This window comes from Paraburkholderia sp. BCC1876, from assembly GCF_902833695.1.
GTDB lineage: Bacteria > Pseudomonadota > Gammaproteobacteria > Burkholderiales > Burkholderiaceae > Paraburkholderia.
In genome coordinates this window covers 604,396-626,494 of record NZ_CADFGI010000003.1, presented here as the reverse complement: position 1 = coordinate 626,494, position 22,099 = coordinate 604,396, and the positions used below count along the sequence as shown (strand labels likewise).

Here is a 22,099-nt window from a genome sequence, read left to right as displayed (position 1 = left end):
GCGTAATCGCGGCCCGCTGCTGCCGCGTTATAAGCCCGATCAGGTCCGGCAGGCGACGCCGCAAGCGGATCGTACTCAGCGGAGCGGGATCAATGACCCCGAACCACTTCGCCGTCACGCAGCTTGTAACGCGTGCTGCAATACGGGCAACGCGCTTCGCCGTGCGTGACGTCGATAAAGACGCGCGGATGTGCGCTCCAGCGCGGCATGGCCGGGTTCGGACAGTACGCCGGCAGGTCTTTCGCCGACAGTTCGACCAGCGGCATTTCCTTGATTTCGCTCATGGGACGTTCTCGTTGTATGCAGGGTTCGTGCGTTGCGTCCCAACTCGCCAGCAGGAGCCGGCGGGCTTGGCGCAGCGCGCGTTAGATCTTGGTGAGCCAGTGCGCGTACTTGTCGCTCTTGCCGTTCACGATATCGAAGAAGCCCGATTGCAGCTTCTCCGTGATCGGGCCACGCGTGCCCGAGCCGATCGTGCGGTTGTCGAGTTCGCGGATCGGCGTGACTTCGGCGGCGGTGCCGGTGAAGAACGCTTCGTCGCAAGTGTAGACCTCGTCGCGCGTGATGCGCTTTTCGATCACCTCGATGCCCGCGTCGCGCGCCAGCGTGATGACGGTGTCGCGCGTGATGCCGTCGAGGCATGACGCCAGGTCGGGCGTGTACAGCTTGCCGTTGTTGACGAGGAAGAAGTTCTCGCCGGAGCCTTCCGACACGTAGCCGTCCACGTCCAGCAACAGCGCTTCGTCGTAACCGTCCGTGATGGCTTCCTGGTTGGCGAGGATCGAGTTCACGTACCAGCCCGACGCCTTGGCGCGGACCATGGACACGTTCACGTGATGGCGCGTGAACGACGACGTCTTGACGCGAATGCCCTTGGCAATGCCGTCTTCGCCGAGGTAAGCGCCCCACGGCCACGCCGCGATCGCCACGTGGATCGTGTTGCCCTTGGCCGACACGCCCAGCTTTTCCGAACCGACCCAGATGATCGGGCGCAGATAGCAGGATTCGAGCTTGTTTTCGCGCACCACTTCGCATTGCGCGGCGGCGAGCGTTTCGTGGTCGAACGGCACGTCCATCTGGAAGATCTTGGCCGAGTTCAACAGACGCCTGGTGTGTTCCTGCAGGCGGAAAATCGCCGTGCCGCCGTCCGCCGTTTTGTAGGCGCGGACGCCTTCAAAAACGCCCATGCCGTAATGCAGCGTGTGGGTAAGCACGTGGATCTTGGCGTCGCGCCAATCGATGAGCTTGCCATCCATCCAGATCTTGCCGTCGCGGTCGGCCATTGACATACGATTCTCCAGCGGGTGCGTTGTGAGTCCCCAAACCCGCCGCCGGGCGGCAGGCCCACGAGGGCGCAAGACAACCGGCGGTTGGCCCGGCGGTTTGTCGTGGGGTGGGGCGAAGAGCGTCATTTTAGCGTCTTTTGCACACGAAACGGGCATTCCGCCGCAGGTCGGACGCTATAATCCAGCGCACGCATAATTCATATCCGGATGCGCCAGCGGGTGCTTGACGACCTGGCGCCGACTTCCCATCGCAGCGGCGTTCTTTGGCGCCCTCGTTTCGCCTCATGCTCGCTCGTCTGTCTGATACCGATCGCCGTGCCTTCCGTGAGGGCGCGCGCGACTATTCGCCGACGCTGATGGCGATTTTCTCGTGGGGTCTCGTCACCGGTATCGCCATGAGCAAATCGGTGCTCACGCTGCCGCAGGCGCTCACCATGTCGCTGCTGTGCTACGCCGGTTCGTCGCAACTGGCGGTGCTGCCGCTGCTCGCCGCCAAACTACCGATCTGGACCGTGCTGCTCACCGCGGCCATGGTCAATACGCGCTTCGTGATCTTCAGCGTCGGTCTCGCGCCGCATTTTTCCTATCTGCCGATGTGGCGCCGTATCGTGCTCGGCTACTTCAACGGCGACGTGATCTACCTGCTGTTCCAGAAGAAGAGCTTCCCGGCCGGCTACCTGCCGGGCAAGGAGGCGTACTACTGGGGCATGGCGTTGTGCAGCTGGTTGTCGTGGCAGGTCTCGTCGATCGCGGGGATTCTGCTGGCGAGCCTGATTCCGGACAACTGGGGGCTCGCGCTGGCGGGCACGCTCGCCTTGCTGCCGATCATGGTGTCGGCGATCGCGAGCCGCTCCACGCTGGTGGCGGTCAGCATTGCCGGCGTGGTGTCGCTGCTCGCGTTCGACCTGCCTTACCGGCTCGCACTGCCGCTCGCCGTGATCGCCGCCATCGTGGCCGGCAGCGCCGCCGACCTGATGGTCGAGCGCGCCGACTTGCGCCGCATCCGCAGCAGCGCCGGAGATTCCCGATGAGCTCCACCCAGATCTGGCTTGCCATCTTCGGCATGACCTTCGTCACCGCGGTGACACGCGCCATGTTTCTAATCGGCGGCGAGCGCACGGTGTTGCCGCCGCGCGTGCAGAAGATGCTGCGCTACGCGCCGGCCGCGGCGCTGGCGGCAGTGGTGCTGCCCGATGTGCTGGCCACGCCCGACGGCCTGTCGTTCGCGCCCTCCAACCACGAGTTCTACGCGACGCTGGCGGGTCTCGGCTGGTTTTTGTGGCGGCGCAGCATGCTCGGCACGATTGTCGTCGGCATGCTGGTGTTCACGTTGTTACGCCTGGTACTGTAGCGGCCGGCCAAAAAAATGCTGCATTGCCACATTCAATGGGCATCCAGCGCGCATTCTCCAAATACGGGACATTCGCCCGCTTGCGGGTCAGAAGGCAGTGTGGATCAGTTAAAATGCTTGTTTCCGGGATAACCGCGCTGGTGCTAGGCGCGCGAGCCGCGGCTTTGCCGCCGGCGCCCGATTCTGTGGAGCCGCTGCTGTGCCTTAGCGCTGGAGTTCGCCGCGCTGGGAAACGATAGCGCGCCGTCCGCCACCGCCTTCTTCTCAACTCGCACACAAACGCCCATGAACAAGGTATTGCGTCTCTCCGATCTGATCGCCGAAGGCAAGCTTTCCGGCAAACGCGTGTTCATCCGCGCTGATCTGAACGTGCCGCAGGACGATCAAGGCAACATCACCGAAGACACCCGCATCCGCGCCTCCGTGCCGGCCATCAAGGCCGCGCTCGACGCCGGCGCCGCCGTGATGGTCACGTCGCACCTGGGCCGCCCGACCGAGGGCGATTTCAAGCCGGAAGACTCGCTCGCGCCGGTCGCGAAGCGTCTGGCCGACCTGCTCGGCCGCGATGTGCCGCTGGTCGCCAACTGGGTGGAAAACGGCGTGAACGTCGCGCCGGGCTCGGTCGTGCTGCTGGAAAACTGCCGCGTCAACAAGGGCGAAAAGAAAGATTCCGACGAGCTCGCGCAGAAAATGGCGAAGCTCTGCGACATCTACGTGAACGACGCGTTCGGCACCGCGCACCGCGCCGAAGCGACCACCCACGGTATCGCCAAATACGCGCCCATCGCGTGCGCCGGCCCGCTGCTGGCGGCTGAACTCGAAGCGCTCGGCAAGGCGCTCGGCGCGCCGAAGCGCCCGCTGGTGGCGATCGTCGCCGGTTCGAAGGTGTCGACCAAGCTGACCATTCTGAAATCGCTCGCCGACAAGGTCGATCAACTGATCGTCGGCGGCGGTATCGCCAACACGTTCATGCTGGCCGCCGGCCTGAAGATCGGCAAGTCGCTCGCCGAAGCCGATCTGGTGGACGAAGCCAAAGTCATTATCGAAGCCGCCAAGGCCCGCGGCGCCTCGGTGCCGATCCCGATGGACGTGGTCACGGCCAAAGAGTTTTCGCCGACCGCCAAGGCTGAAGTGAAGGCCGTCGCCGACGTGCAGGACGACGACCTGATCCTCGACATCGGACCGGAAACCGCCAAGGTGCTCGCCTTGCAACTGGAAAAAGCCGGCACGATCGTGTGGAACGGCCCGGTCGGCGTGTTCGAATTCGACCAGTTCGGCAACGGCACGAAAACGCTGGCGGACGCTATCGCCAGGTCGTCGGCGTTCTCGATCGCAGGCGGCGGCGACACGCTCGCGGCGATCGCCAAGTACGGCATCCAGGACAAGATCAGCTATATCTCGACCGGCGGCGGCGCCTTCCTCGAGTTCCTCGAGGGCAAGAAACTGCCCGCTGTCGAAGTTCTGGAATCGCGGGCTTAACGTGACGGCGCGCTCCCCCATGACAAAGTCTGCAAAATCGCGTGGCGCCAAGTCGCCGCGCAACACCGAAGCAGCACAGGCAGGGGAGCGCGAAGCGCGCTCCGCGGCCACCCAGGCTGCGGCGGACCCGACCGCGGTGAACACCACGGAAACGCCGCAACCCGAAGAATCCGGCTCGCCCCTCGCGCACGCGGAGTTGACCACTACCGGCGAAGCAGCGGAATTGTCCACCGGACAAGCCGCGCAATCGCAGGCAGAACTCCCGGACGACGAGGTCGCGCTCGCCGAACCGCCAGCACGCCCTGTGCTGGTGTCGAACACCGCTTCACCCCATAAAGCGACGCTGGTTTCAACCGGCGCGCAGCCCCCGGCAGCATCTTTCGGTGCGCAGCCTCCGCATCCGACTCGCAGCGCTATTCCCAGCGATCTCACCCAGACGAGGAGACTCATGCATCGCGCCACCAAGATTGTCGCCACCATCGGACCGGCTTCCAACACGCCGGAAATCCTGCTGCAAATGATTCAGGCAGGACTGGACGTGGTGCGGCTTAATTTCTCGCACGGCACTGCCGACGACCACCGCCAGCGCGCCGAATTCGTGCGCGAGGCGGCCCGCCAGGCCGGCCGTGAAGTCGCCATCATGGCCGACCTGCAAGGCCCGAAGATTCGGGTCGGTAAGTTTGAAAACGGCAAGATCATGCTGGTCGCCGGCGAGCCGTTCATCCTCGACGCCGAATGCGAACTCGGCAACGAGCAGCGCGCCGGTCTCGACTACAAAGACCTGCCGCGCGACCTGAAACCGGGCGACGTGCTGTTGCTCAACGACGGCCTGATCGTGCTGGACGTCGCACGCGTGATCGGCAGCGAGATCCATACGATCGTCAAGATCGGCGGCGAGCTGTCGAACAACAAGGGCATCAACCGCCAGGGCGGCGGGCTGTCGGCGCCCGCGCTGACCGCGAAAGACATGGAAGACATCCGCACGGCGATGTCGCTCGGCGTCGACTATGTCGCGGTTTCGTTCCCGAAGAACGCCACCGACATGGAAATGGCTCGCCAACTGGCGAACATCGCCGGTGCGCCGTACGGCATCAAGCCGAAGATGATCGCCAAGATCGAGCGCGCGGAAGCGATTCCGGCGCTGCAAGGCATTCTCGACGCGTCGGACGGCATCATGGTCGCGCGTGGCGATCTGGCCGTGGAAGTGGGCAATGCCGCAGTCCCGGCGCTGCAAAAGCGCATGATTCGGATGGCGCGTGAATCGAACAAGTTCGTGATCACCGCGACCCAGATGATGGAGTCGATGATCTACGCACCGGTGCCGACCCGCGCTGAAGTGTCGGACGTCGCCAACGCAGTGCTCGACGGCACCGACGCGGTGATGCTGTCGGCGGAATCGGCGGCCGGCAAGTACCCGGTGCAAACCATCGAAACGATGGCGGCGATCTGTGTCGAAGCCGAAAAGTCGGAGCAGTCGGAGCTGGACAAGGATTTCCTCGACCGCACGTTCACCCGCATCGACCAGTCGATCGCGATGGGCGCGCTCTTCACCGCCTATCACCTGGGCGCGAAGGCGATCGTGGCATTGACCGAATCCGGTTCCACCGCGCTGTGGATGTCGCGTCACTGGACCCACGTGCCGATTTTCGCGCTCACGCCGCGGGTCGGCAGCGAACGCGCCATGGCGCTGTATCGCAACGTGACCTCGCTGCATCTGGATACCAACACCGACCGCGACACCGCGTTGCAACAGGCGCTGGAAACCGTGGTGAGCAAGGGTTACGCGTCGCGCGGCGACATGGTGGTGCTGACCGTCGGCGAGCCGATGGGTCAGGCCGGCGGCACGAATACGTTGAAAATCGTGCGAGTCGGCGAGCCGTATTGATTTGACTGGCAGCCACTGTCCGGCATGGGACGAGAGTCGGCGCCAAGGGCGCTCACTCTCGTCGACAGGAGACAGACTGCCCGATCGGCACGGAGAGGATTTAAGCGAAGCGGCTGCATGCCCCGCGAGAGGCGGCGCACTCGCTCCAATCGCGCATGGCGGCGTCCAGGAACGCCCGGCGCTTTAGGGCGGGTGTGGACAGGTGTACAGCGGGTATGCGGTTTGCTTCGCGATAAAATCGCCCAAAAGATGCCGACGGCACAAGAATTCGTTTCAATCTAAGGAGTTAAGCATGCCTCTCGTATCAATGCGTCAACTGCTGGACCATGCCGCCGAAAACGGCTATGGCCTGCCGGCATTCAACGTGAACAATCTGGAGCAGGTGCAGGCGATCATGATGGCGGCCGACAAGGTCAACGCGCCGGTCATCATGCAGGCTTCCGCCGGTGCGCGTAAGTACGCGGGCGAGCCGTTTCTGCGCCATCTGATCGAAGCCGCGGTCGAGTCGTATCCGCATATTCCGGTCGTGATGCACCAGGACCACGGCCAGTCGCCGGCGGTCTGCATGGCCGCGATCCGCAGCGGTTTCACCAGCGTGATGATGGACGGCTCGCTCGAAGCCGACGGCAAGAGCGTCGCGTCGTACGAGTACAACGTCGAAGTGTCGCGCCGCGTCGTGGACGCCGCGCACTCGATCGGTATTACGGTGGAAGCGGAACTGGGCGTGCTCGGTTCGCTGGAAACCATGAAGGGCGACAAGGAAGACGGTCACGGCGCCGAAGGCCTGATGACCCGCGAGCAACTGCTGACCGATCCGGAGCAGGCTGCCGACTTCGTCAAGCTGACGCAATGCGACGCTTTGGCGATCGCGATCGGTACGTCGCACGGCGCGTACAAGTTCAGCAAGAAGCCCACGGGCGACATTCTGTCGATCCAGCGCATCAAGGAAATCCACCAGCGCATTCCGAACACCCATCTAGTGATGCACGGTTCGTCGTCGGTGCCGCAGGAACTGCTCGCGGAAATCCGCGAATTCGGCGGCGACATGAAGGAAACCTACGGCGTGCCGGTCGAAGAAATTCAGGAAGGCATCAAGAACGGCGTGCGCAAGATCAACATCGACACTGACCTGCGTCTGGCGATCACCGGCGCGATCCGCCGCTACATGGCGACCAACCCGGGCAAGTTCGATCCGCGCGATTACCTGAAGCCGGCGCGCGACGCCGCCATGAAGGTCTGTATCGAGCGTTACACGCAATTCGGCTGTGAAGGTCAGGCTGGCAAGATCAAGCCGGTTTCGCTTGATAAAATCGCGGAGAAGTACAAATCGGGCGAGTTCGCGCAAGTCGTGCGCTAAGCCCGTTAAGTCCGCTAAGCTGATATCTGGCCCGACGCCCAGGCTGTATGCCTGGCTATCCGGCCAGGTTGTGGTTAGACCGCCGTTCCCGCATCATCCGGGGAACGGCGTTTCCCTTTTGTTCCGGTCACACTTTTTGCCCCACTTTTAGCGAACCACGACGATGTCTACCCTCTACGAATCCACGCTCCGCTCGCTGCCGTTGCTCGGCCGCGGTAAAGTCCGCGACAACTATGCGGTGGGCAACGACCAGTTGCTGATCGTCACGACCGACCGTCTGTCGGCGTTCGACGTCATCATGGGCGAGCCGATTCCGAATAAGGGACGCGTGCTCAACGAAATGGCGAACTTCTGGTTCGACAAACTCAAGCATGTGGTGCCGAATCACCTGACGGGCGTGGCGCCCGAATCCGTGGTGGCGGCCGACGAAGTCGAGCAGGTCAAGGGCCGCGCCGTGGTGGTGAAGCGCCTCGAGCCGATCCTCGTCGAAGCCGTGGTGCGCGGCTATCTGGCCGGCAGCGGCTGGAAAGACTACCAGGCCACCGGTTCGGTATGCGGCGTGGAACTGCCGGCGGGTCTGCAAAACGCGCAGAAGCTGCCCGAGCCGATCTTCACGCCGGCCGCCAAGGCCGAAATGGGTCATCACGACGAAAACATCACGTACAACGAGATGGAGCGTCGCATCGGCACCGAACTGTCGGCCACGATCCGCGACATCTCGATCAAGCTGTACAAGGAAGCGGCGGATTACGCGGCGACCCGCGGCATCATCATCGCGGACACCAAGTTCGAATTCGGTCTGGACAACCACGGCAAGCTGTATCTGATGGACGAAGCGCTGACCGCGGATTCGTCGCGCTTCTGGCCGGCGGATCAGTATCAGGTCGGCACGAACCCGCCGTCGTTCGACAAGCAGTTCGTGCGCGACTGGCTCGAAACGCAAACGTGGAAGAAAGAACCGCCGGCGCCGAAGCTGCCGGACGACGTGGTCACGAAGACGGGCGAAAAGTATCAGGAAGCGCTCGAACGCCTGACCGGCCAGAAGCTCGCCTGATTACGGTTTGCACGGATCGAGACACAAGGAAGCCGTAACATGAGTGACGTTCAAACCGCCCATACGCATGGCGCGCCGGTTGTCGGCGTGCTGATGGGCTCCAGTTCCGACTGGGAAGTGATGAAAAACGCCGTGGCGATTCTGCAGGAATTCGGCGTGCCGTACGAAGCGAAGGTGGTGTCCGCGCACCGCATGCCCGACGAAATGTTCGCCTATGCTGAAAGCGCGCGCGAGCGCGGGATCCGCGCGATCATCGCGGGCGCGGGCGGCGCGGCGCATCTGCCGGGCATGCTGGCGGCCAAGACCACGGTGCCGGTACTCGGCGTGCCGGTGGCGAGCAAGTACCTGAAAGGTGTCGATTCGCTGCATTCGATCGTGCAGATGCCCAAGGGCGTGCCGGTGGCCACGTTCGCGATCGGCGAAGCGGGCGCGGCGAATGCTGCGCTGTTCGCGGTGTCGATTCTGAGCGGTACGAGCGCCGAGTATGCGGAGAAACTGGCGGCGTTCCGCGTTCGCCAGAATGAAGCGGCTCACGCGATGGTATTGCCGGCGCTGTAAGCGCCGGGATTGATCCTATAAAGACGTCCCCTGTCCGATCAGCGGTAGCGCTTACGCTGGTCCCATACAAGATGTTGCTGTCCGACCCCCGGCCGGGTGCCTGCCTGTCTGTACTAAGGCAAGCCCACCCGGCCGCGACCGACCACTAAGATGAACCCAGACAACACACCGGTTTCACCGATTCTGCCCGGCGCATGGCTTGGCATGGTTGGTGGCGGCCAGCTCGGCCGTATGTTCTGCTTTGCCGCTCAGGCCATGGGCTATCGCGTCGCCATACTCGACCCGGACGAAAACAGTCCGGCGGGCGCCGTGGCTGACCGCCATCTGCGCGCGGCTTACGACGACGAAGCGTCGCTGACCGAACTCGCGCGATTGTGCGCGGCGGTGTCGACCGAATTCGAGAACGTGCCGGCGGCGAGCCTCGATTTCCTCGCCAGAACCACCTTTGTCAGCCCGGCCGGCCGTTGCGTCGCTGTGGCGCAGGACCGCATTGCCGAGAAGCGCTTTATCGCGTCGTCGGGCGTGACGGTGGCGCCGCACGTGGTGATCGAATCGTCGGACGCGCTGGCCGCGCTCAACGACGCGGCGCTCGAAGCCGTGCTGCCCGGCATCCTCAAAACCGCCCGTATGGGCTACGACGGCAAAGGCCAGATTCGCGTGCGCAACGCGGAAGAAGTGCGCGAGGCGCATGCGTCGCTCGCCGGCGTACCGTGCGTGCTCGAAAAGCGTTTGCCGCTGAAGTTCGAAGTCTCCGCGCTGATCGCGCGCGCGGCGAGCGGCGCGTCGGCGGTCTATCCGCTTGCGCAGAACACGCATCGCGACGGCGTGCTGTCGCACACCATCGTGCCGGCGCCGGACGCGAGCCCGACGCTCGTCGAACAGGCGCAACAGGCCGCGCTGCAAATCGCCGAGAAGCTCGGCTATGTGGGCGTGCTGTGCGTCGAGTTTTTCATTCTCGAAGACGGCTCGCTGGTGGCCAACGAAATGGCGCCGCGCCCGCACAATTCCGGCCACTACACGGTGGACGCCTGCGCGACCAGCCAGTTCGAACAGCAGGTGCGCGCCATGACCGGCATGCCGCTCGGCGACACGCGCCAGCACTCGCCGGCGGTGATGCTGAACATTCTCGGCGACGTGTGGTTCCCGGACGGCCCGAAGGGCGCGGCGGTCACGCCGCCGTGGCACGAAGTCGCCGCCATGCCGGCGGCGCGTCTGCATCTGTACGGCAAGGAAGAAGCGCGTTGCGGCCGCAAGATGGGCCACGTGAACTTCACCGCGGCGACGCTTGAAGAAGCCCGCACGGCCGGACGCGATTGCGCGCGGCTTTTGCACATCCTCACGAGCTGACGCGCGCGCCATGCCGGATCAACCGAAACCCGCTGAAGCCGAAGGCGCCGCGAGCGTCTTGCCCGTGAGCGCCGCGCAGATCGAGCACGCGGCCGCGTTGCTCGACGCGGGCGGGCTGGTCGCGTTTCCCACGGAGACGGTGTATGGCCTCGGCGGCGACGCCGAGAGTCCGGACGCGGTCGCCCGCATTTACGCGGCGAAGGGGCGGCCGGCGAATCATCCGGTGATCGTGCATCTCGCGCCGAATGGCGATCCGAACTACTGGGTCGAGCATTTACCCGCCGACGCGCAACGTCTGATCGACGCGTTCTGGCCGGGCCCGCTCACACTGATTCTGAAGCGCGCCGCGCACATCGATCCCGCCGTCAGCGGCGGGCAGGATTCGGTGGGCTTGCGTTGCCCGTCACATCCGGTGGCGCAAGCGTTGCTGCAAGCGTTCAGTGCATTGCGCGGCGGACATGGCGGCGTGGCCGCACCGTCGGCGAACCGCTTCGGGCATGTCAGTCCGACCACCGCGCAGCATGTGCGCGACGAGTTCGGCGGGGCGATTCATGTGCTGGACGGCGGCGCGTCGGACGTCGGCATCGAGTCGACGATTGTCGATCTATCGCGCGGATTCCCAGCGCTGTTGAGACCGGGCCGCGTCACCCCGCAAGATATCGCCGACGTGCTCGGCGAAGCGCCGCGTCTGCCGGATGGATCGGACGCCACCGCGCCGCGCGCTTCGGGCACGTTGAAGGCGCATTACGCGCCGCGCACGCCGCTGGCCTTGTTGCCGTTCGGCGCGCTCGAACCTCTGCTGGCTGCGCGCGAAGCGGGCGAGCGGGTCGCGCTGGTAGCGCGGGCATCGCGAGCGGGCCATTGGGCGGATGCCGAAGGCGTGCATTTCATCGCCGCGCCGGAAGATCCGCATCTCTATGCACGCGAGTTGTATGGCTTGCTCAGAGCGCTAGATCGCGCGAACGTCACGCGTATTCTGATCGAGAAGCTGCCCGACACGATCGAATGGATCGCGGTCAATGACCGGCTGGGGCGAGCCGCCGCGGCGTTTGAGGCGCAGGGGTAAGCGGCGGGTTTGATGCAAGCGGCTACTTGCGCAGTGCCGAATAGCGCAGGGCTTGCACGGCGCACGGCGAACACAAGCTGCACACACAAGCATGCTTTTCCACCCCGCCCGGCCCGCCAACCCCACGACCCAACAAAAACGCCCGGCTTGATGATCAAGCCGGGCGTTTTCACATCTGCATCCGTCGCCGCTACACGGCGACCTTCAACTTACTTGCCCAGACCCGTTGCAGCGATCTGTTGCGTGACGTACGTGGCGAACAGCGCGTGCAGGTGTGTGCTCGGGTGAACCAGATCCGCGAACATGTAGGTCTGGTCGGCGCCGGCCACCGTATAGGTCTGCGGCGAGCAGAACAGCGACGAGCCGAACTGCGAGCCGTACTGAGCCGGCGTCAGGCCGTTCGTGGCGCTCGGGTTCGCCGTAGCGTACGCGGTTGCATTCGCCACCATCGACGACAGGTTACACGCCGTGCCCGTGTTGGACACCGTGAAGCCCAGCGCCTGGTAGTTCGGCAATTGCTGGTCCAGCCACGTGAACGCATCGGCCACGATGACCTTGCCCGTACCCACCAGGCCGCGTGCCTGCAGGTTTTGCAGCAGGATGCCGTTATACGCCGCGGTAATACCCGTCAGCAGCGCAGCCGCGCCGGGCGAGGCCGCATTCGCCTGCACGCCTTGCGGCGTGTTGCCGATGTCCGGCACCGTCGAGACCACCACGTGCGTGGCGCCCGAGCTGACGATGGTTTGAATCTGCGCGGCGAGTTGCGCGGCCGCCTGTGCGATCTGCGGGTTCGGCAACTGTTGCAGATAGCCGGCGATGAACGTCACCTGGCCTGCCGGCGTAGCCGGCAGTTGGCCGGCCGCGACGAGCTGCGGATATTGCGTAGCCAGCGCGGTGGCGAGCGCCGTCAGATTCGCCGTGGTGCCCGCGAATTGGAAGATGTCGTTCGCGCCGCCGTTGATCAGCACGAGCTGGTTCGCGTTGAAGCTTCCATGCGCGCTCACGTAGTTGGCGACCTGGGTCACCACCGGCACGGTCGTCGCTGCCATGTTGTTCGGCGCCCAACCCTCGCCTTGCGGGTTGACGACGTCCGAGCCGCCTTGCGCGTAGCCGAAGCCGCCGGTTGCGACCAGCGGTTGGCCGAAGCCACCCAGATACGCGGCGCTCAACGTGCCGCCGTAGTATTCCGCGACCTTCTGCGTCCACACTTCGCCCGGGTTCGTCGTGAAGCGGCCGCCGCCGAAGCTCGACTGGATCACCGGTGCGTACGTGCCGACGTCCGACAGGCTGTCGCCGAACGACACGACCTGCAGTTTCACGCCGCCCGCCGGGGTGGCGCTGGCGTTGTTGTTATTGTCGCTGCCGCCGCCGCAAGCGACGAGCATGGCAAACGCGGTGCTGGCCAAGGCGATCTGCGTGACGCGGAACCAGGCTTGTTTTTTCGATGCTGTTTGTTTCATGTTGACTACATCTCCTCGTATGTGTGGCCCTTGCGCCATGTGTTGCAGGCAGCGTCCACCGCGTCGGCGGCGTGACGACAGCTTACAGAATCTTCTACGGCCCGCGCGGCGTTTCAAACGCTGCCGTATGGTTTTCCTCTACCTCCGCCATGCTGCCCGAAGCGGCTGAGCTCGCGGCGCGATGCGCATGATATTGCGCGGCCCACGCGGGCGGCGCAAACAGCGCGCGCCACTTGTTGCGCCAGCCGCGCACGCTCGCGAAGTCGGCGGCCATCGACGTCCATTCGTGAAACGTCGCCTTCAGCGGGTTGTAGGTGTGCAGCGGTTCGACGATGCCGTACACCGGCGCGTCGTGCGAATCTTCTTCCACGTAGCTGCCGAACAGGCGATCCCAGATCACCAGCACGCCGGCATAGTTGCGGTCGATATAGCGATCGTTGCGGGCGTGATGCACGCGATGGATCGACGGTGTGTTGAACACGTATTCGAGCCAGCCGAGCTTGCCTATCGCCTGCGTATGAACGAAGAACTGGAAGCCGAGATTGATCAGCACGATCGCGACGATCTGCTTCGGCGGAAAGCCGAGTACGGCGAGCGGAATCCAGAACAGCCACATGCCCGCGATCGGATACATCAGGCTCTGGCGGAACGCGGTCGAAAAATTCATCCGCTCCGACGAGTGATGCACGACATGCGCGGCCCACAACCAGCGCACGCGATGGCTGCAACGATGGAACACGTAGTAGAGCAGATCCTGCGCGATGAACAGCACCACGAACGAGACCCAGTTGGCCTGCCACGTGGTGACGCGATAGTGATCGTAGAAGAACGCGTAGACGGGAATGATGGCGAGCCACGCGAGCTTGTCGGCGGCTTGCTGCATCAGCGCGAGCGCGGCGTTGCAGAACGTGTCGCGCCAGCTATAAAGCTGCGCGCCCGGGCGTGTGCGCCGCAGGTGCCACGCCTCCCAGCCGATGCATGCGAGAAAGACTGGCGCCATGGCGAGCAGCAGCAATTCCGCATCGAATTGCATCGTGTCTTCCTCCGTGGTCCCTGGCCGCTGCGCGATACGCAGCGGGTCGTGTCGTTATCGTTTGATTAGGCCACGCGACCGCTACGGATGCATGGCTTGTGCGCCACGCAGAGCGTTTTACGCGCACCTCAAACACTGCCCGACAGCGTACACGCTTGGGAGCATCGCGGCGCGCGGCTTCGCTAGAAGGAAACCTCAGTGGGCCGCGCGCTGGTGCGGGTTTTTCCTGGGCTTGCTGGCGCGGCTGCCGCGCGGTTCCGCGACGGGATCGGACACTTTCGTGAAGCCCTGGGACGGACCCTGGTAGACCCATTCGAGTAGCGCATCATGGGCCGCGCGCGCGGCTTCGGAATGCGGATCGTTGATCAGGCTGACGACCACGTAGCTGTTGCCGTCCGCCGATGCCACGTAGCCCGCGATCGCACGCACGTCGCGCAACGTGCCGGTCTTGATGTGCGCGTTGCCGCCCGCGCCCTGGTTGGTCAGGCGGTTGCGCATGGTGCCGTCCACGCCCGCGATAGGCAGCGATTCCACGAACACCTGGGCGACCGGACTTGCATTGGCCCGCTGCAACAGATCGGCAAGCGAGAGCGCGGTGACGTGCTCGTCGCGCGACAGGCCCGAGCCGTTGTCGAGCGTCAGGTATTCCATGTCGACGGCGTCGCGGCGCAGAAACGCCTGGATCGCGCGCGCGGATTTGGCGGGCGTCGCGGGAGGTTTTTCTTCGGCGGCGCCGATGGTCAGGAACAGATTGCGCGCCATCGTGTTGTTGCTGAACTTGTTGATGTCGCGAACGATGTCGGCCAGCATCGGCCCGTCGTGGGTGGCGACCAGTTTGGCGCCCACCGGCACCGCGCCTTCGCGAGTCGCGCCGTTGAAGGTGCCGCCGGTTTGCTGCCACAGCGCGAGAAAGCCGCCCGCGAAAAACGCCGAATGATCGAGCACCGCGACGTTGATCGTGCGCGGGCCGCAGCGCACCGAATAGTCGCCGCTGAACGACGCGACGACCGTGCCGTTCGGCTGCGGCGTGACGCTCGGCGAGACCGTCGACGCATCGCCACGGCACGGGCCGTTGACCGCGTGCATCTGATTGTCGATCTGCAATTGCGCGAGCGCCGGCAGCACGTCGATCGCGACGCTGCCGTCGGGCGACGGCGTGAGCGTGAACGACAGCGATTTGAATGCATACAGCAGCGGATCGGGGCCGACGTTGTACGGCGCGGTGGCGTCGTCGTCGAACGGCGGCAGGTCGCGCGTGGACGGATCGAAATAACGCTTGTCGAGCACCAGCGCGCCATCGATTCCGGTGATGCCCGCCTTGTGGATCTTCTGCACGAGGTCGATCAATTCTTCCGGCACGAGCTTCGGATCGCCCGTGCCCTGAATGTAAAGATTGCCGTGCAGCACGCCATTTGCGTCGACGTTGCCGTCCGCGTACGCACTGGTGCGCCAGCGATAGTCGGGGCCGAGAATCGACAGGCCGGAATAGGTGGTGACGAGCTTCATCGTCGAGGCGGGCATCATCGGTTTGCCGGCGTTCAGCGCGACGATCGGCGTGCGGTCGCCGACCTTTTCGACGACCACGCTGATCGACGACAAGGGCACGTGCGCGCGCTGCAAGCCGAGCATGACCGACTGCGGCAGCACGGTGGTGACGTTGACGCTCGGATGCGTCGCCTTGACACGCGCCTGCGCGGCGAGCGGCAGCGAAGCAGCGGCGCCGCTGCCGAGCATGGCGCAGACGAGCATCCACCCGGCCGCGGGCCGCTGCGCGAAACGGCGCGGCATGCGGGCCGAAGCGGCATCGGTAGCGGGAACGGAAACGGAAACGGAAACGGGAGAAGAAAACCAGCGCGAGCGCAGCGCGACATGATGCAGGCGGCGTGCGAGAGAAGACAGAAAAGCGTGCGTCATGGACGGGCGAAAAAGCAAGATGTCAGGGCGTGGGGCACGCGGCAATCCGGGGATGCATCGAGGCGCGTCGCATCGCGCATGGGTTTCGAGGTTCTCGTCGCTCATGCGACATGAAAGCATCGAAAGACGCAACGCGTGTGCGAACGATCGACGCACCCCGCATACACAGCACATTGCGCGGGCCTTTCAGCGCCGCGCGACGCAAAGCGCCCATTGTAGAGACATGCCGTGAGGCTGCGGTGAAAAAAGCGTCAAGCGGCGTGCACGGTGGTGGCGGGCGCTAGAATGCGGCATCGCTTAACGTTTCGGAACGGATAATCATGCGCATCTTGCTAGTCGAAGACGACCGGATGATCGCCGAAGGTGTGCGCAAGGCACTGCGCGGCGAGGGCTTCGCGGTCGACTGGGTGGAAGACGGCGAAGCGGCGCTCAGCGCGGCCGGCTCGCAACCTTACGATCTGGTGTTGCTCGATCTCGGTTTGCCCAAGCGCGACGGTCTCGACGTGTTGCGCACACTGCGCGCGCGCGGCCATGCGCTGCCGGTGCTGATCGTCACCGCGCGCGACGCGGTGGCCGATCGCGTCAAAGGGCTCGACGCCGGCGCCGACGATTACCTTGTCAAACCTTTCGATCTCGACGAACTCGGCGCCCGCATGCGCGCGCTGATCCGTCGTCAATCGGGCCGCAGCGATTCGACGATTCGCCACGGCAATCTGACGCTCGATCCCGCTTCGCATCAGGTCACGCTCGACGGCGCGCCGGTGGCCTTGTCGGCGCGTGAATTCGCGCTGCTGGAAGCGTTGCTCGCGCGCCCCGGCGCGGTTCTGTCGAAGAGCCAGCTCGAAGAAAAAATGTACGGCTGGGGCGAAGAGATCGGCAGCAATACCGTGGAGGTCTACATTCACGCGCTGCGCAAAAAGCTCGGCGCGGAACTGATTCGCAACGTACGCGGCCTCGGCTACATGATCGCGAAGGACGCCTGAGCCGATGCGTTCGATTCGTCGTCAATTGCTGATCTGGCTGCTGGCGCTGGTGTTGCTCGGCGTCGGCATTGCGGGGTGGCTGATTTACCGCCAGGCGCTGGCGGAAGCCAACGAACTGTTCGATTACCAGTTGGAGCAGATTGCCGCGGCGCTGCCGTCGGAACCGTTCTCGCAGGTGCTCGGTTCGCGCGATACCGGCGACGAAGGCATCGTGCTGCAAATCTGGAATCGCAACGGCGTGCTGATGTACTACTCGCGTCCGCGTGCGCCGCTCGCGCCGCGCGCCGAGCTGGGTTTTTCGACCGAGCACACGGAGCGTGGTGACTGGCGCGTGTATGGCGCGATCGTCGGCGATAACGTCGTGCAACTCGCGCAGCCGGTGTCGGTGCGCAACCGTCTCGCCGCGAGCGTCGCGCTGCGTACGCTGTGGCCGCTGATCGTGCTGCTGCCGTTGATGGGCGTGGCGGTGTGGGTGATCGTCGGGCGTGGCCTGAAGCCGCTGCGGCGTGTCACCAGCGCGCTCGACACGCGCCATCCCGAAGCGCTCGATCCGCTGCCCGACCAGCGTCTGCCGCTCGAAGTGCAACCGCTCGTGCGAGCGTTGAACGGCCTGCTCGAACGGCTCGCCACCGCGCTCGATATTCAGAAGGCGTTCGTTGCCGATGCCGCGCATGAATTGCGCACGCCGCTCGCCGCCGTGCAGATTCAATCGCAACTGGTGGCGCGCGCGAAAGACGACGCCTCGCGCAGCGAAGCGCTCGCCGATCTGCAGGCGGGCGTGACGCGCGCCACGCGTCTCGCCGAACAACTGCTGGCGCTCGCGCGCTCGGAACCGGACGGCCTCGCCGCCACCGACGCGATCGATCTGCGCGCGTTGCTGCAGGACTGCGTGGTGAAGTACGCGCCGCTCGCGCAGAATCGCGGCGTCGATCTCGGCATCGAGGTGAGTGAAGCCGCTACGGTAATCGGCGACGCCGACGCGTTGCGCGTGATGTTCAACAACCTCGTGGACAACGCAACCAAATACACACCACGCGGTGGCCGGGTGGACGTCAGTCTGCGTCTCGAAGAAGGACACCCAACCGTGCGGATCGCCGACAGCGGACCGGGCATCGAGCCGGCCGAACGCGATCGCGTGTTCGACCGGTTCTATCGCGCGGGCGCCAGCGCGAACCGCGTGCGTACCGATGTCGCGGGCAGCGGTCTCGGGCTGGCGATCGTGCGCCGGATCGCCACGCAACACCATGCGGCCGTGTCGCTCGACGAGTCGCCCGCAGGCGGCTTGCAGGTCAACGTGCGCTTCGGAAGAAGCTGAGGCTTTCTGTTCGTAAAGTGGCTTAAATGGGGCTTAAACGGGGCTTAAAGCAGCCCTAACACGGGGTTTGAAGCGATCTGGCGCTGCTTAAGACTCTTTTAAGCAGCGCCCCGTACGCTTCGAGTCATCCAGTAGCCTCTTTCTCCCAGTCAGGAGTACACGATGAACGCGAAAACCTTGTCTCGCAGCGCTGTTGCAGTAGCTGTCGCCGTGGCGCTTTCCGCCGGCTATGTGGCGGGGCATCGCGACGTACCCGCGCCGCAGGTGATCTCGCCGGCGCAAGCCGCGATGATGCCCGCCGAAGCCGCGGCCAAAACCGGCATTCCCGACTTCTCGGGCCTGGTCGAAACCTACGGCCCGGCCGTCGTCAACATCAGCGCGAAGCACGTGGTCAAGCAGACGGCGCTACGCAGCAACGGCAACGGCGGCAACGTCGGCGGCAATCAGTTGCCGATCGATCCGAGCGATCCGTTTTACCAGTTCTACAAGCACTTCTTCGGCGGTATGCCGGGCATGCAAGGCGGCGACGGCGGCGATGCAGCCGATCAGCCGAGCTCGAGCCTGGGCTCGGGCTTTATCGTCAGCAGCGACGGTTACATCCTGACCAACGCGCACGTGGTGGACGGCGCCAACGTCGTCACCGTGAAGCTCACCGACAAGCGCGAATTCAAGGCCAAGGTGATCGGCGCCGACAAGCAGTCCGACGTCGCCGTGCTGAAGATCGACGCGAGCAATCTGCCGACCGTGAAGATCGGCGATCCGCGTCAGAGCAAGGTCGGTCAGTGGGTGGTCGCGATCGGCTCGCCTTATGGTTTCGACAACACCGTGACCTCGGGCATCATCAGCGCGAAGTCGCGTTCGCTGCCCAACGAGAACTACACGCCGTTCATTCAGACCGACGTGCCGGTCAACCCGGGTAATTCGGGCGGTCCGCTGTTCAATCTGCAAGGCGAAGTGATCGGCATCAACTCGATGATCTACTCGCAGACCGGCGGCTTCCAGGGGCTCTCGTTCGCGATCCCGATCAATGAGGCGATCAAGGTCAAGGACGACATCGTCAAAACCGGCCATGTGAGTCGCGGCCGTCTCGGCGTCGCGGTGCAGGGCATGAACCAGACGCTGGCCAATTCGTTCGGCCTGCAGAAGCCGCAGGGCGCGCTGGTCAGCTCGGTCGATCCAGGCGGCCCCGCCGCGAAGGGCGGCTTGCAGCCGGGCGACGTGATTCTGTCGGTGAACGGCGAGACGGTCAGCGACTCGACGGATCTGCCGGCGCAGGTCGCGGGTCTGGCGCCGGGTAGCTCGGCCACCGTGCAGGTGTGGCGCGACAAGGCCACCAAAGATCTGAAGGTGACGATCGGCTCGTTGTCGGATGCGAAGGTCGCCTCCGACAAGGTGGAGCAGCCGACCCAGTTGCAAGGCCGTCTCGGCGTGGCGGTGCGACCGCTGACGCCGGAAGAGAAGAGCGGCGCGTCGATCTCGCACGGTCTGCTGGTGCAGCAGTCGGGCGGCGCGGCGGAAAGCGCCGGCATCCAGCCGGGCGACGTGATTCTCGCGGTCAACGGCCGGCCGATCACCACGGTCGATCAGTTGAAGCAGATGATCGCCAGCGCGGGCAGCAGCATCGCGCTGCTGATCCAGCGCGACAACGCGCAGATCTTCGTGCCGGTGGATCTGGGCTGATCGTGGAGCGGGCAGGGCGCGGCCGTGTCGCGTCCTGCTGACCGATCGGTTGACGGACTGGCGGACCGGTTGGCCGATTTGCCCGGGAATTGAAGTAACGCTTGCCGGTCCTTGCACTTACTGCCTGCGGACCGGCATTTCTTTATCCGTCTTTATCGTCTTTTTTATCGCTGTTTTTATCTATCACGCAGTACCGAAGCAAGGCGCTGTGCGCCATGCAGTGCGGCGCAACAGCGGTTTCCGGACGACGCGATCTGCCCTGTGGCACGCAGGTTGCGTCTGCCTTGTTCCGGGCCGTCGCGGGACGGCGCCGGAAGGGATACGACCTCAACAAGGAGCGAATCGATGAAAACCCAACGCAATCAGCGAAGGATCGTAGCCGCCGCGCTGTGCGCAGCGCTCACGCTCGGTCTGGCGGGCGGCGCGTATGCGCAGCAGGCGAACGGCACTACCGGCGGCACGACCACCGACGAGAGCAGCGCAGGCAATGCCAATGGCGGCGGCATGCCGCAAATCCAGCACAAGGGCGACGTCGCGTTCGTGTCGGGCGGCGTCGGGCAGGACGAATCGAAGGCGCTGCAGCACGCGCAAAGCCAGTGGCCGTTGTCGTTGCGCTTCACGGGCCCCGGCTCCGACTTTCTTGCTGACGTTCACGTGCGAGTGGTCGACGCGCATGACGGCGAGGTGCTGAGCACCACGTCGCGTGGACCGTACATGCTGGTCAAGCTGCGCCCGGGTCGTTACACGGTGCATGCGCAGTACAAGGACCGCGACCAGAGCAAGGCGGTGACGATCCCGGCCAAGGGCTCCGCGAAGGCGGACTTCTACTGGACGACGCAGTAAAGCGTGTGATCGGGCCGAGCGGCGGTGCACTGCAGTCGGAGCGCTGCATAGTGCTGCATTGCGGCAAAAGCCGCCGCGGAACCGGCGCCGTTTTGTTGCGCAAGCCGTCGCGCGGTGAAGGCCGCCCGGCGGGGAGATCGCTCCGCGATACCGCTCAGTTGCTCGATTCAGGAAGCTCGCGCACTTGCCGGAAGTTTGGTCGATAATGAAGCCACGGGCGCGCCCCGTGGCTTTTCCGTTCGTACGACCCGTTCGCACGACCGCACACCATCACGGAGCCGGGACATGAGCGATGCCTTGACACCTCACGGAAGCCCCGGCGCGGGCGCGGGCGGACATACCATCTCGATCACCGGCAACAGCCACCGGGTGCGGATGATTCACGGCGGCGTCACCATGGCCGATACCCAGGCCGGGCTCACGCTCTCCGAAACCGGCCTGCCGGACGTGTTCTATTTCCCGCGCGCGGACGTGAACATGGCCCGCCTCGAACGCTCCACGCATACTTCGCACTGCCCGTTCAAGGGCGACGCGTCATACTTCCATCTACGTACCGAAGACGGCCTGATCGAGAACGCCGTCTGGAGCTACGAAACGCCGCTCGAACCGGCGCAACAGATTAAAGGGTATCTGGCGTTTTACGCATCGCGCGTCGATCGCATCGATCAGACTTCCTGATCGGGCCGCGCGCGTTTATCGGGGAGGCTGCAATGGAATTGAACGACGCGTTAAGAATTCCGCTTGGCGCCTCCGACGTCTGGGAAGCGCTGCAAGACCTCGCGCTGTTGCGCGCCAGCCTCGATAACTGCGAGTCGTTCACGCGCCTCGCCCACGGCGAATACGAACTGGTGCTGACGGTGCCGCTCGGGCCGTTGCGCGCGCGATACGAAGCGCGCGCCCACGTGGCGGGCCAGGATTCCGGACCGGCCGACGCGCAGCGCCGCACCATCAACTTCAAGGCCCGCGCCGAAGGAATCGGCGCGTTGCGCGGGCAGATCGAAGTGCGTTTGCGCGCGGACGAAAGCACGCTCGGCGCCGGCAAACAGCGCGGCACGCGGATCGATTACACGATCTGGGCGACTTCGTCCGGACCGCTCGCCGAACTGCCGACACGCCAGCTCGAAAACGCGCTGCATCAGTTGGCGGATGATTTCTTCGCCGAATTCGACGCGGTGGTGCGGGCGAAATATGGAGCAGGTCCGAATCGCGCACGGGGTTCGGCGGCGCGTCGCCAGCATGTGTTTTTGCGGCCGATCAACTTGGGCGGCATCGCGCGGCGCACGCGCGCGGATCACAACGCGCTGACCGGGCGGGCGGCGAGTGCGTCGCATGGCGTATCGCATGGAGCGTCGCATGGGGTCTCGCGGCACGAGTCCAGTCCGCATGCACTGCCGTATTGGGCCTGGGCGGCGATGATTTTTCTGGTCGCGTTGCTGTTGTATGTGGCGCGCTGGATTAGCGAGCATTGAGGGGTGGGTTGTTGTTTGC

At 64.7% G+C, this 22,099-nt stretch carries 20 protein-coding genes; 15 read left to right on the top strand and 5 right to left on the bottom strand.

Annotated elements, in window-relative coordinates:
- Positions 1-89: 89 nt before the first annotated feature.
- Complete coding sequence (locus HWY05_RS14590; RefSeq protein WP_035548391.1) at positions 90-284, bottom strand: zinc-finger domain-containing protein; 195 nt, start codon at positions 282-284, stop codon at positions 90-92.
- 81 nt (positions 285-365) lie between these two features.
- A complete protein-coding gene (locus HWY05_RS14585) occupies positions 366-1,289 on the bottom strand; it encodes a branched-chain amino acid transaminase (RefSeq protein ID WP_035548388.1) in 924 nt (307 codons plus the stop codon).
- Between the two features lie 281 nt (positions 1,290-1,570).
- On the opposite strand from HWY05_RS14585, the gene HWY05_RS14580 reads away from it, so the two are divergent.
- The 9 genes from HWY05_RS14580 to HWY05_RS14540 all read left to right on the top strand — a co-directional run bounded on the left by HWY05_RS14580 (position 1,571) and on the right by HWY05_RS14540 (position 11,383).
- The gene (locus tag HWY05_RS14580) at positions 1,571-2,317 is read left to right on the top strand and encodes an AzlC family ABC transporter permease (RefSeq protein WP_105509333.1); all 747 of its coding nucleotides are present in this window, start codon (positions 1,571-1,573) and stop codon (positions 2,315-2,317) included.
- Positions 2,314-2,637: an AzlD domain-containing protein gene (locus HWY05_RS14575; RefSeq protein ID WP_035548382.1), complete on the top strand. Its 324-nt coding sequence runs from the start codon at positions 2,314-2,316 to the stop codon at positions 2,635-2,637. The genes HWY05_RS14580 and HWY05_RS14575 overlap by 4 nt, the downstream gene beginning before the upstream one ends.
- A gap of 285 nt (positions 2,638-2,922) precedes the next feature.
- The gene (locus tag HWY05_RS14570; RefSeq protein WP_176058782.1) at positions 2,923-4,116 is read left to right on the top strand and encodes a phosphoglycerate kinase; all 1,194 of its coding nucleotides are present in this window, start codon (positions 2,923-2,925) and stop codon (positions 4,114-4,116) included.
- A 448-nt stretch (positions 4,117-4,564) separates the two neighbouring features.
- Positions 4,565-6,001, top strand: coding sequence for a pyruvate kinase (gene pyk, locus HWY05_RS14565; protein WP_176058868.1), 1,437 nt, complete (start codon positions 4,565-4,567; stop codon positions 5,999-6,001).
- 292 nt (positions 6,002-6,293) lie between these two features.
- Positions 6,294-7,358, top strand: coding sequence for a class II fructose-bisphosphate aldolase (fba, locus tag HWY05_RS14560; protein ID WP_035548376.1), 1,065 nt, complete (start codon positions 6,294-6,296; stop codon positions 7,356-7,358).
- 163 nt (positions 7,359-7,521) lie between these two features.
- A complete protein-coding gene (locus HWY05_RS14555; RefSeq protein ID WP_035548374.1) occupies positions 7,522-8,412 on the top strand; it encodes a phosphoribosylaminoimidazolesuccinocarboxamide synthase in 891 nt (296 codons plus the stop codon).
- A gap of 39 nt (positions 8,413-8,451) precedes the next feature.
- A complete protein-coding gene (gene purE, locus HWY05_RS14550) occupies positions 8,452-8,970 on the top strand; it encodes a 5-(carboxyamino)imidazole ribonucleotide mutase (RefSeq protein WP_035548372.1) in 519 nt (172 codons plus the stop codon).
- A 150-nt stretch (positions 8,971-9,120) separates the two neighbouring features.
- On the top strand, positions 9,121-10,317 hold the full coding sequence (locus HWY05_RS14545; RefSeq protein WP_035548368.1) for a 5-(carboxyamino)imidazole ribonucleotide synthase: 1,197 nt from the start codon (positions 9,121-9,123) through the stop codon (positions 10,315-10,317).
- Between the two features lie 10 nt (positions 10,318-10,327).
- Positions 10,328-11,383: an L-threonylcarbamoyladenylate synthase gene (locus tag HWY05_RS14540; RefSeq protein WP_176058781.1), complete on the top strand. Its 1,056-nt coding sequence runs from the start codon at positions 10,328-10,330 to the stop codon at positions 11,381-11,383.
- A 209-nt stretch (positions 11,384-11,592) separates the two neighbouring features.
- On the opposite strand, the gene HWY05_RS14535 is transcribed toward HWY05_RS14540, so the two are convergent.
- From HWY05_RS14535 to dacB, 3 genes are all read right to left on the bottom strand, one after another.
- Positions 11,593-12,843, bottom strand: a complete 1,251-nt coding sequence (locus HWY05_RS14535; RefSeq protein ID WP_035548363.1) for an SGNH/GDSL hydrolase family protein — start codon at positions 12,841-12,843, stop codon at positions 11,593-11,595.
- Positions 12,844-12,937: 94 nt separating this feature from the next.
- Positions 12,938-13,876 (bottom strand): sterol desaturase family protein, encoded by a 939-nt coding sequence (locus HWY05_RS14530; protein ID WP_176058780.1) that lies wholly within the window; start codon positions 13,874-13,876, stop codon positions 12,938-12,940.
- Between the two features lie 195 nt (positions 13,877-14,071).
- Positions 14,072-15,790, bottom strand: coding sequence for a D-alanyl-D-alanine carboxypeptidase/D-alanyl-D-alanine-endopeptidase (gene dacB / locus HWY05_RS14525; protein WP_176058779.1), 1,719 nt, complete (start codon positions 15,788-15,790; stop codon positions 14,072-14,074).
- Between the two features lie 320 nt (positions 15,791-16,110).
- On the opposite strand from dacB, the gene HWY05_RS14520 reads away from it, so the two are divergent.
- From HWY05_RS14520 to HWY05_RS14495, 6 genes are all read left to right on the top strand, one after another.
- Entirely contained in the window at positions 16,111-16,773 is a 663-nt protein-coding gene (locus HWY05_RS14520) for a response regulator (RefSeq protein ID WP_012434228.1), read from the top strand.
- Positions 16,774-16,777: 4 nt separating this feature from the next.
- Positions 16,778-18,088, top strand: a complete 1,311-nt coding sequence (locus HWY05_RS14515; RefSeq protein ID WP_176058778.1) for an ATP-binding protein — start codon at positions 16,778-16,780, stop codon at positions 18,086-18,088.
- A 162-nt stretch (positions 18,089-18,250) separates the two neighbouring features.
- Positions 18,251-19,768 carry a DegQ family serine endoprotease gene (locus HWY05_RS14510; RefSeq protein WP_176058777.1) on the top strand — a complete coding sequence of 506 codons (1,518 nt, stop codon included), beginning with the start codon at positions 18,251-18,253 and terminating at the stop codon, positions 19,766-19,768.
- A gap of 345 nt (positions 19,769-20,113) precedes the next feature.
- Positions 20,114-20,611: a carboxypeptidase-like regulatory domain-containing protein gene (locus HWY05_RS14505; RefSeq protein WP_035548349.1), complete on the top strand. Its 498-nt coding sequence runs from the start codon at positions 20,114-20,116 to the stop codon at positions 20,609-20,611.
- A 285-nt stretch (positions 20,612-20,896) separates the two neighbouring features.
- Complete coding sequence (locus HWY05_RS14500) at positions 20,897-21,289, top strand: DUF427 domain-containing protein (protein ID WP_176058776.1); 393 nt, start codon at positions 20,897-20,899, stop codon at positions 21,287-21,289.
- Positions 21,290-21,321: 32 nt separating this feature from the next.
- Positions 21,322-22,080, top strand: coding sequence for an SRPBCC domain-containing protein (locus tag HWY05_RS14495; RefSeq protein WP_176058775.1), 759 nt, complete (start codon positions 21,322-21,324; stop codon positions 22,078-22,080).
- The last annotated feature ends 19 nt before the right edge of the window (positions 22,081-22,099 follow it).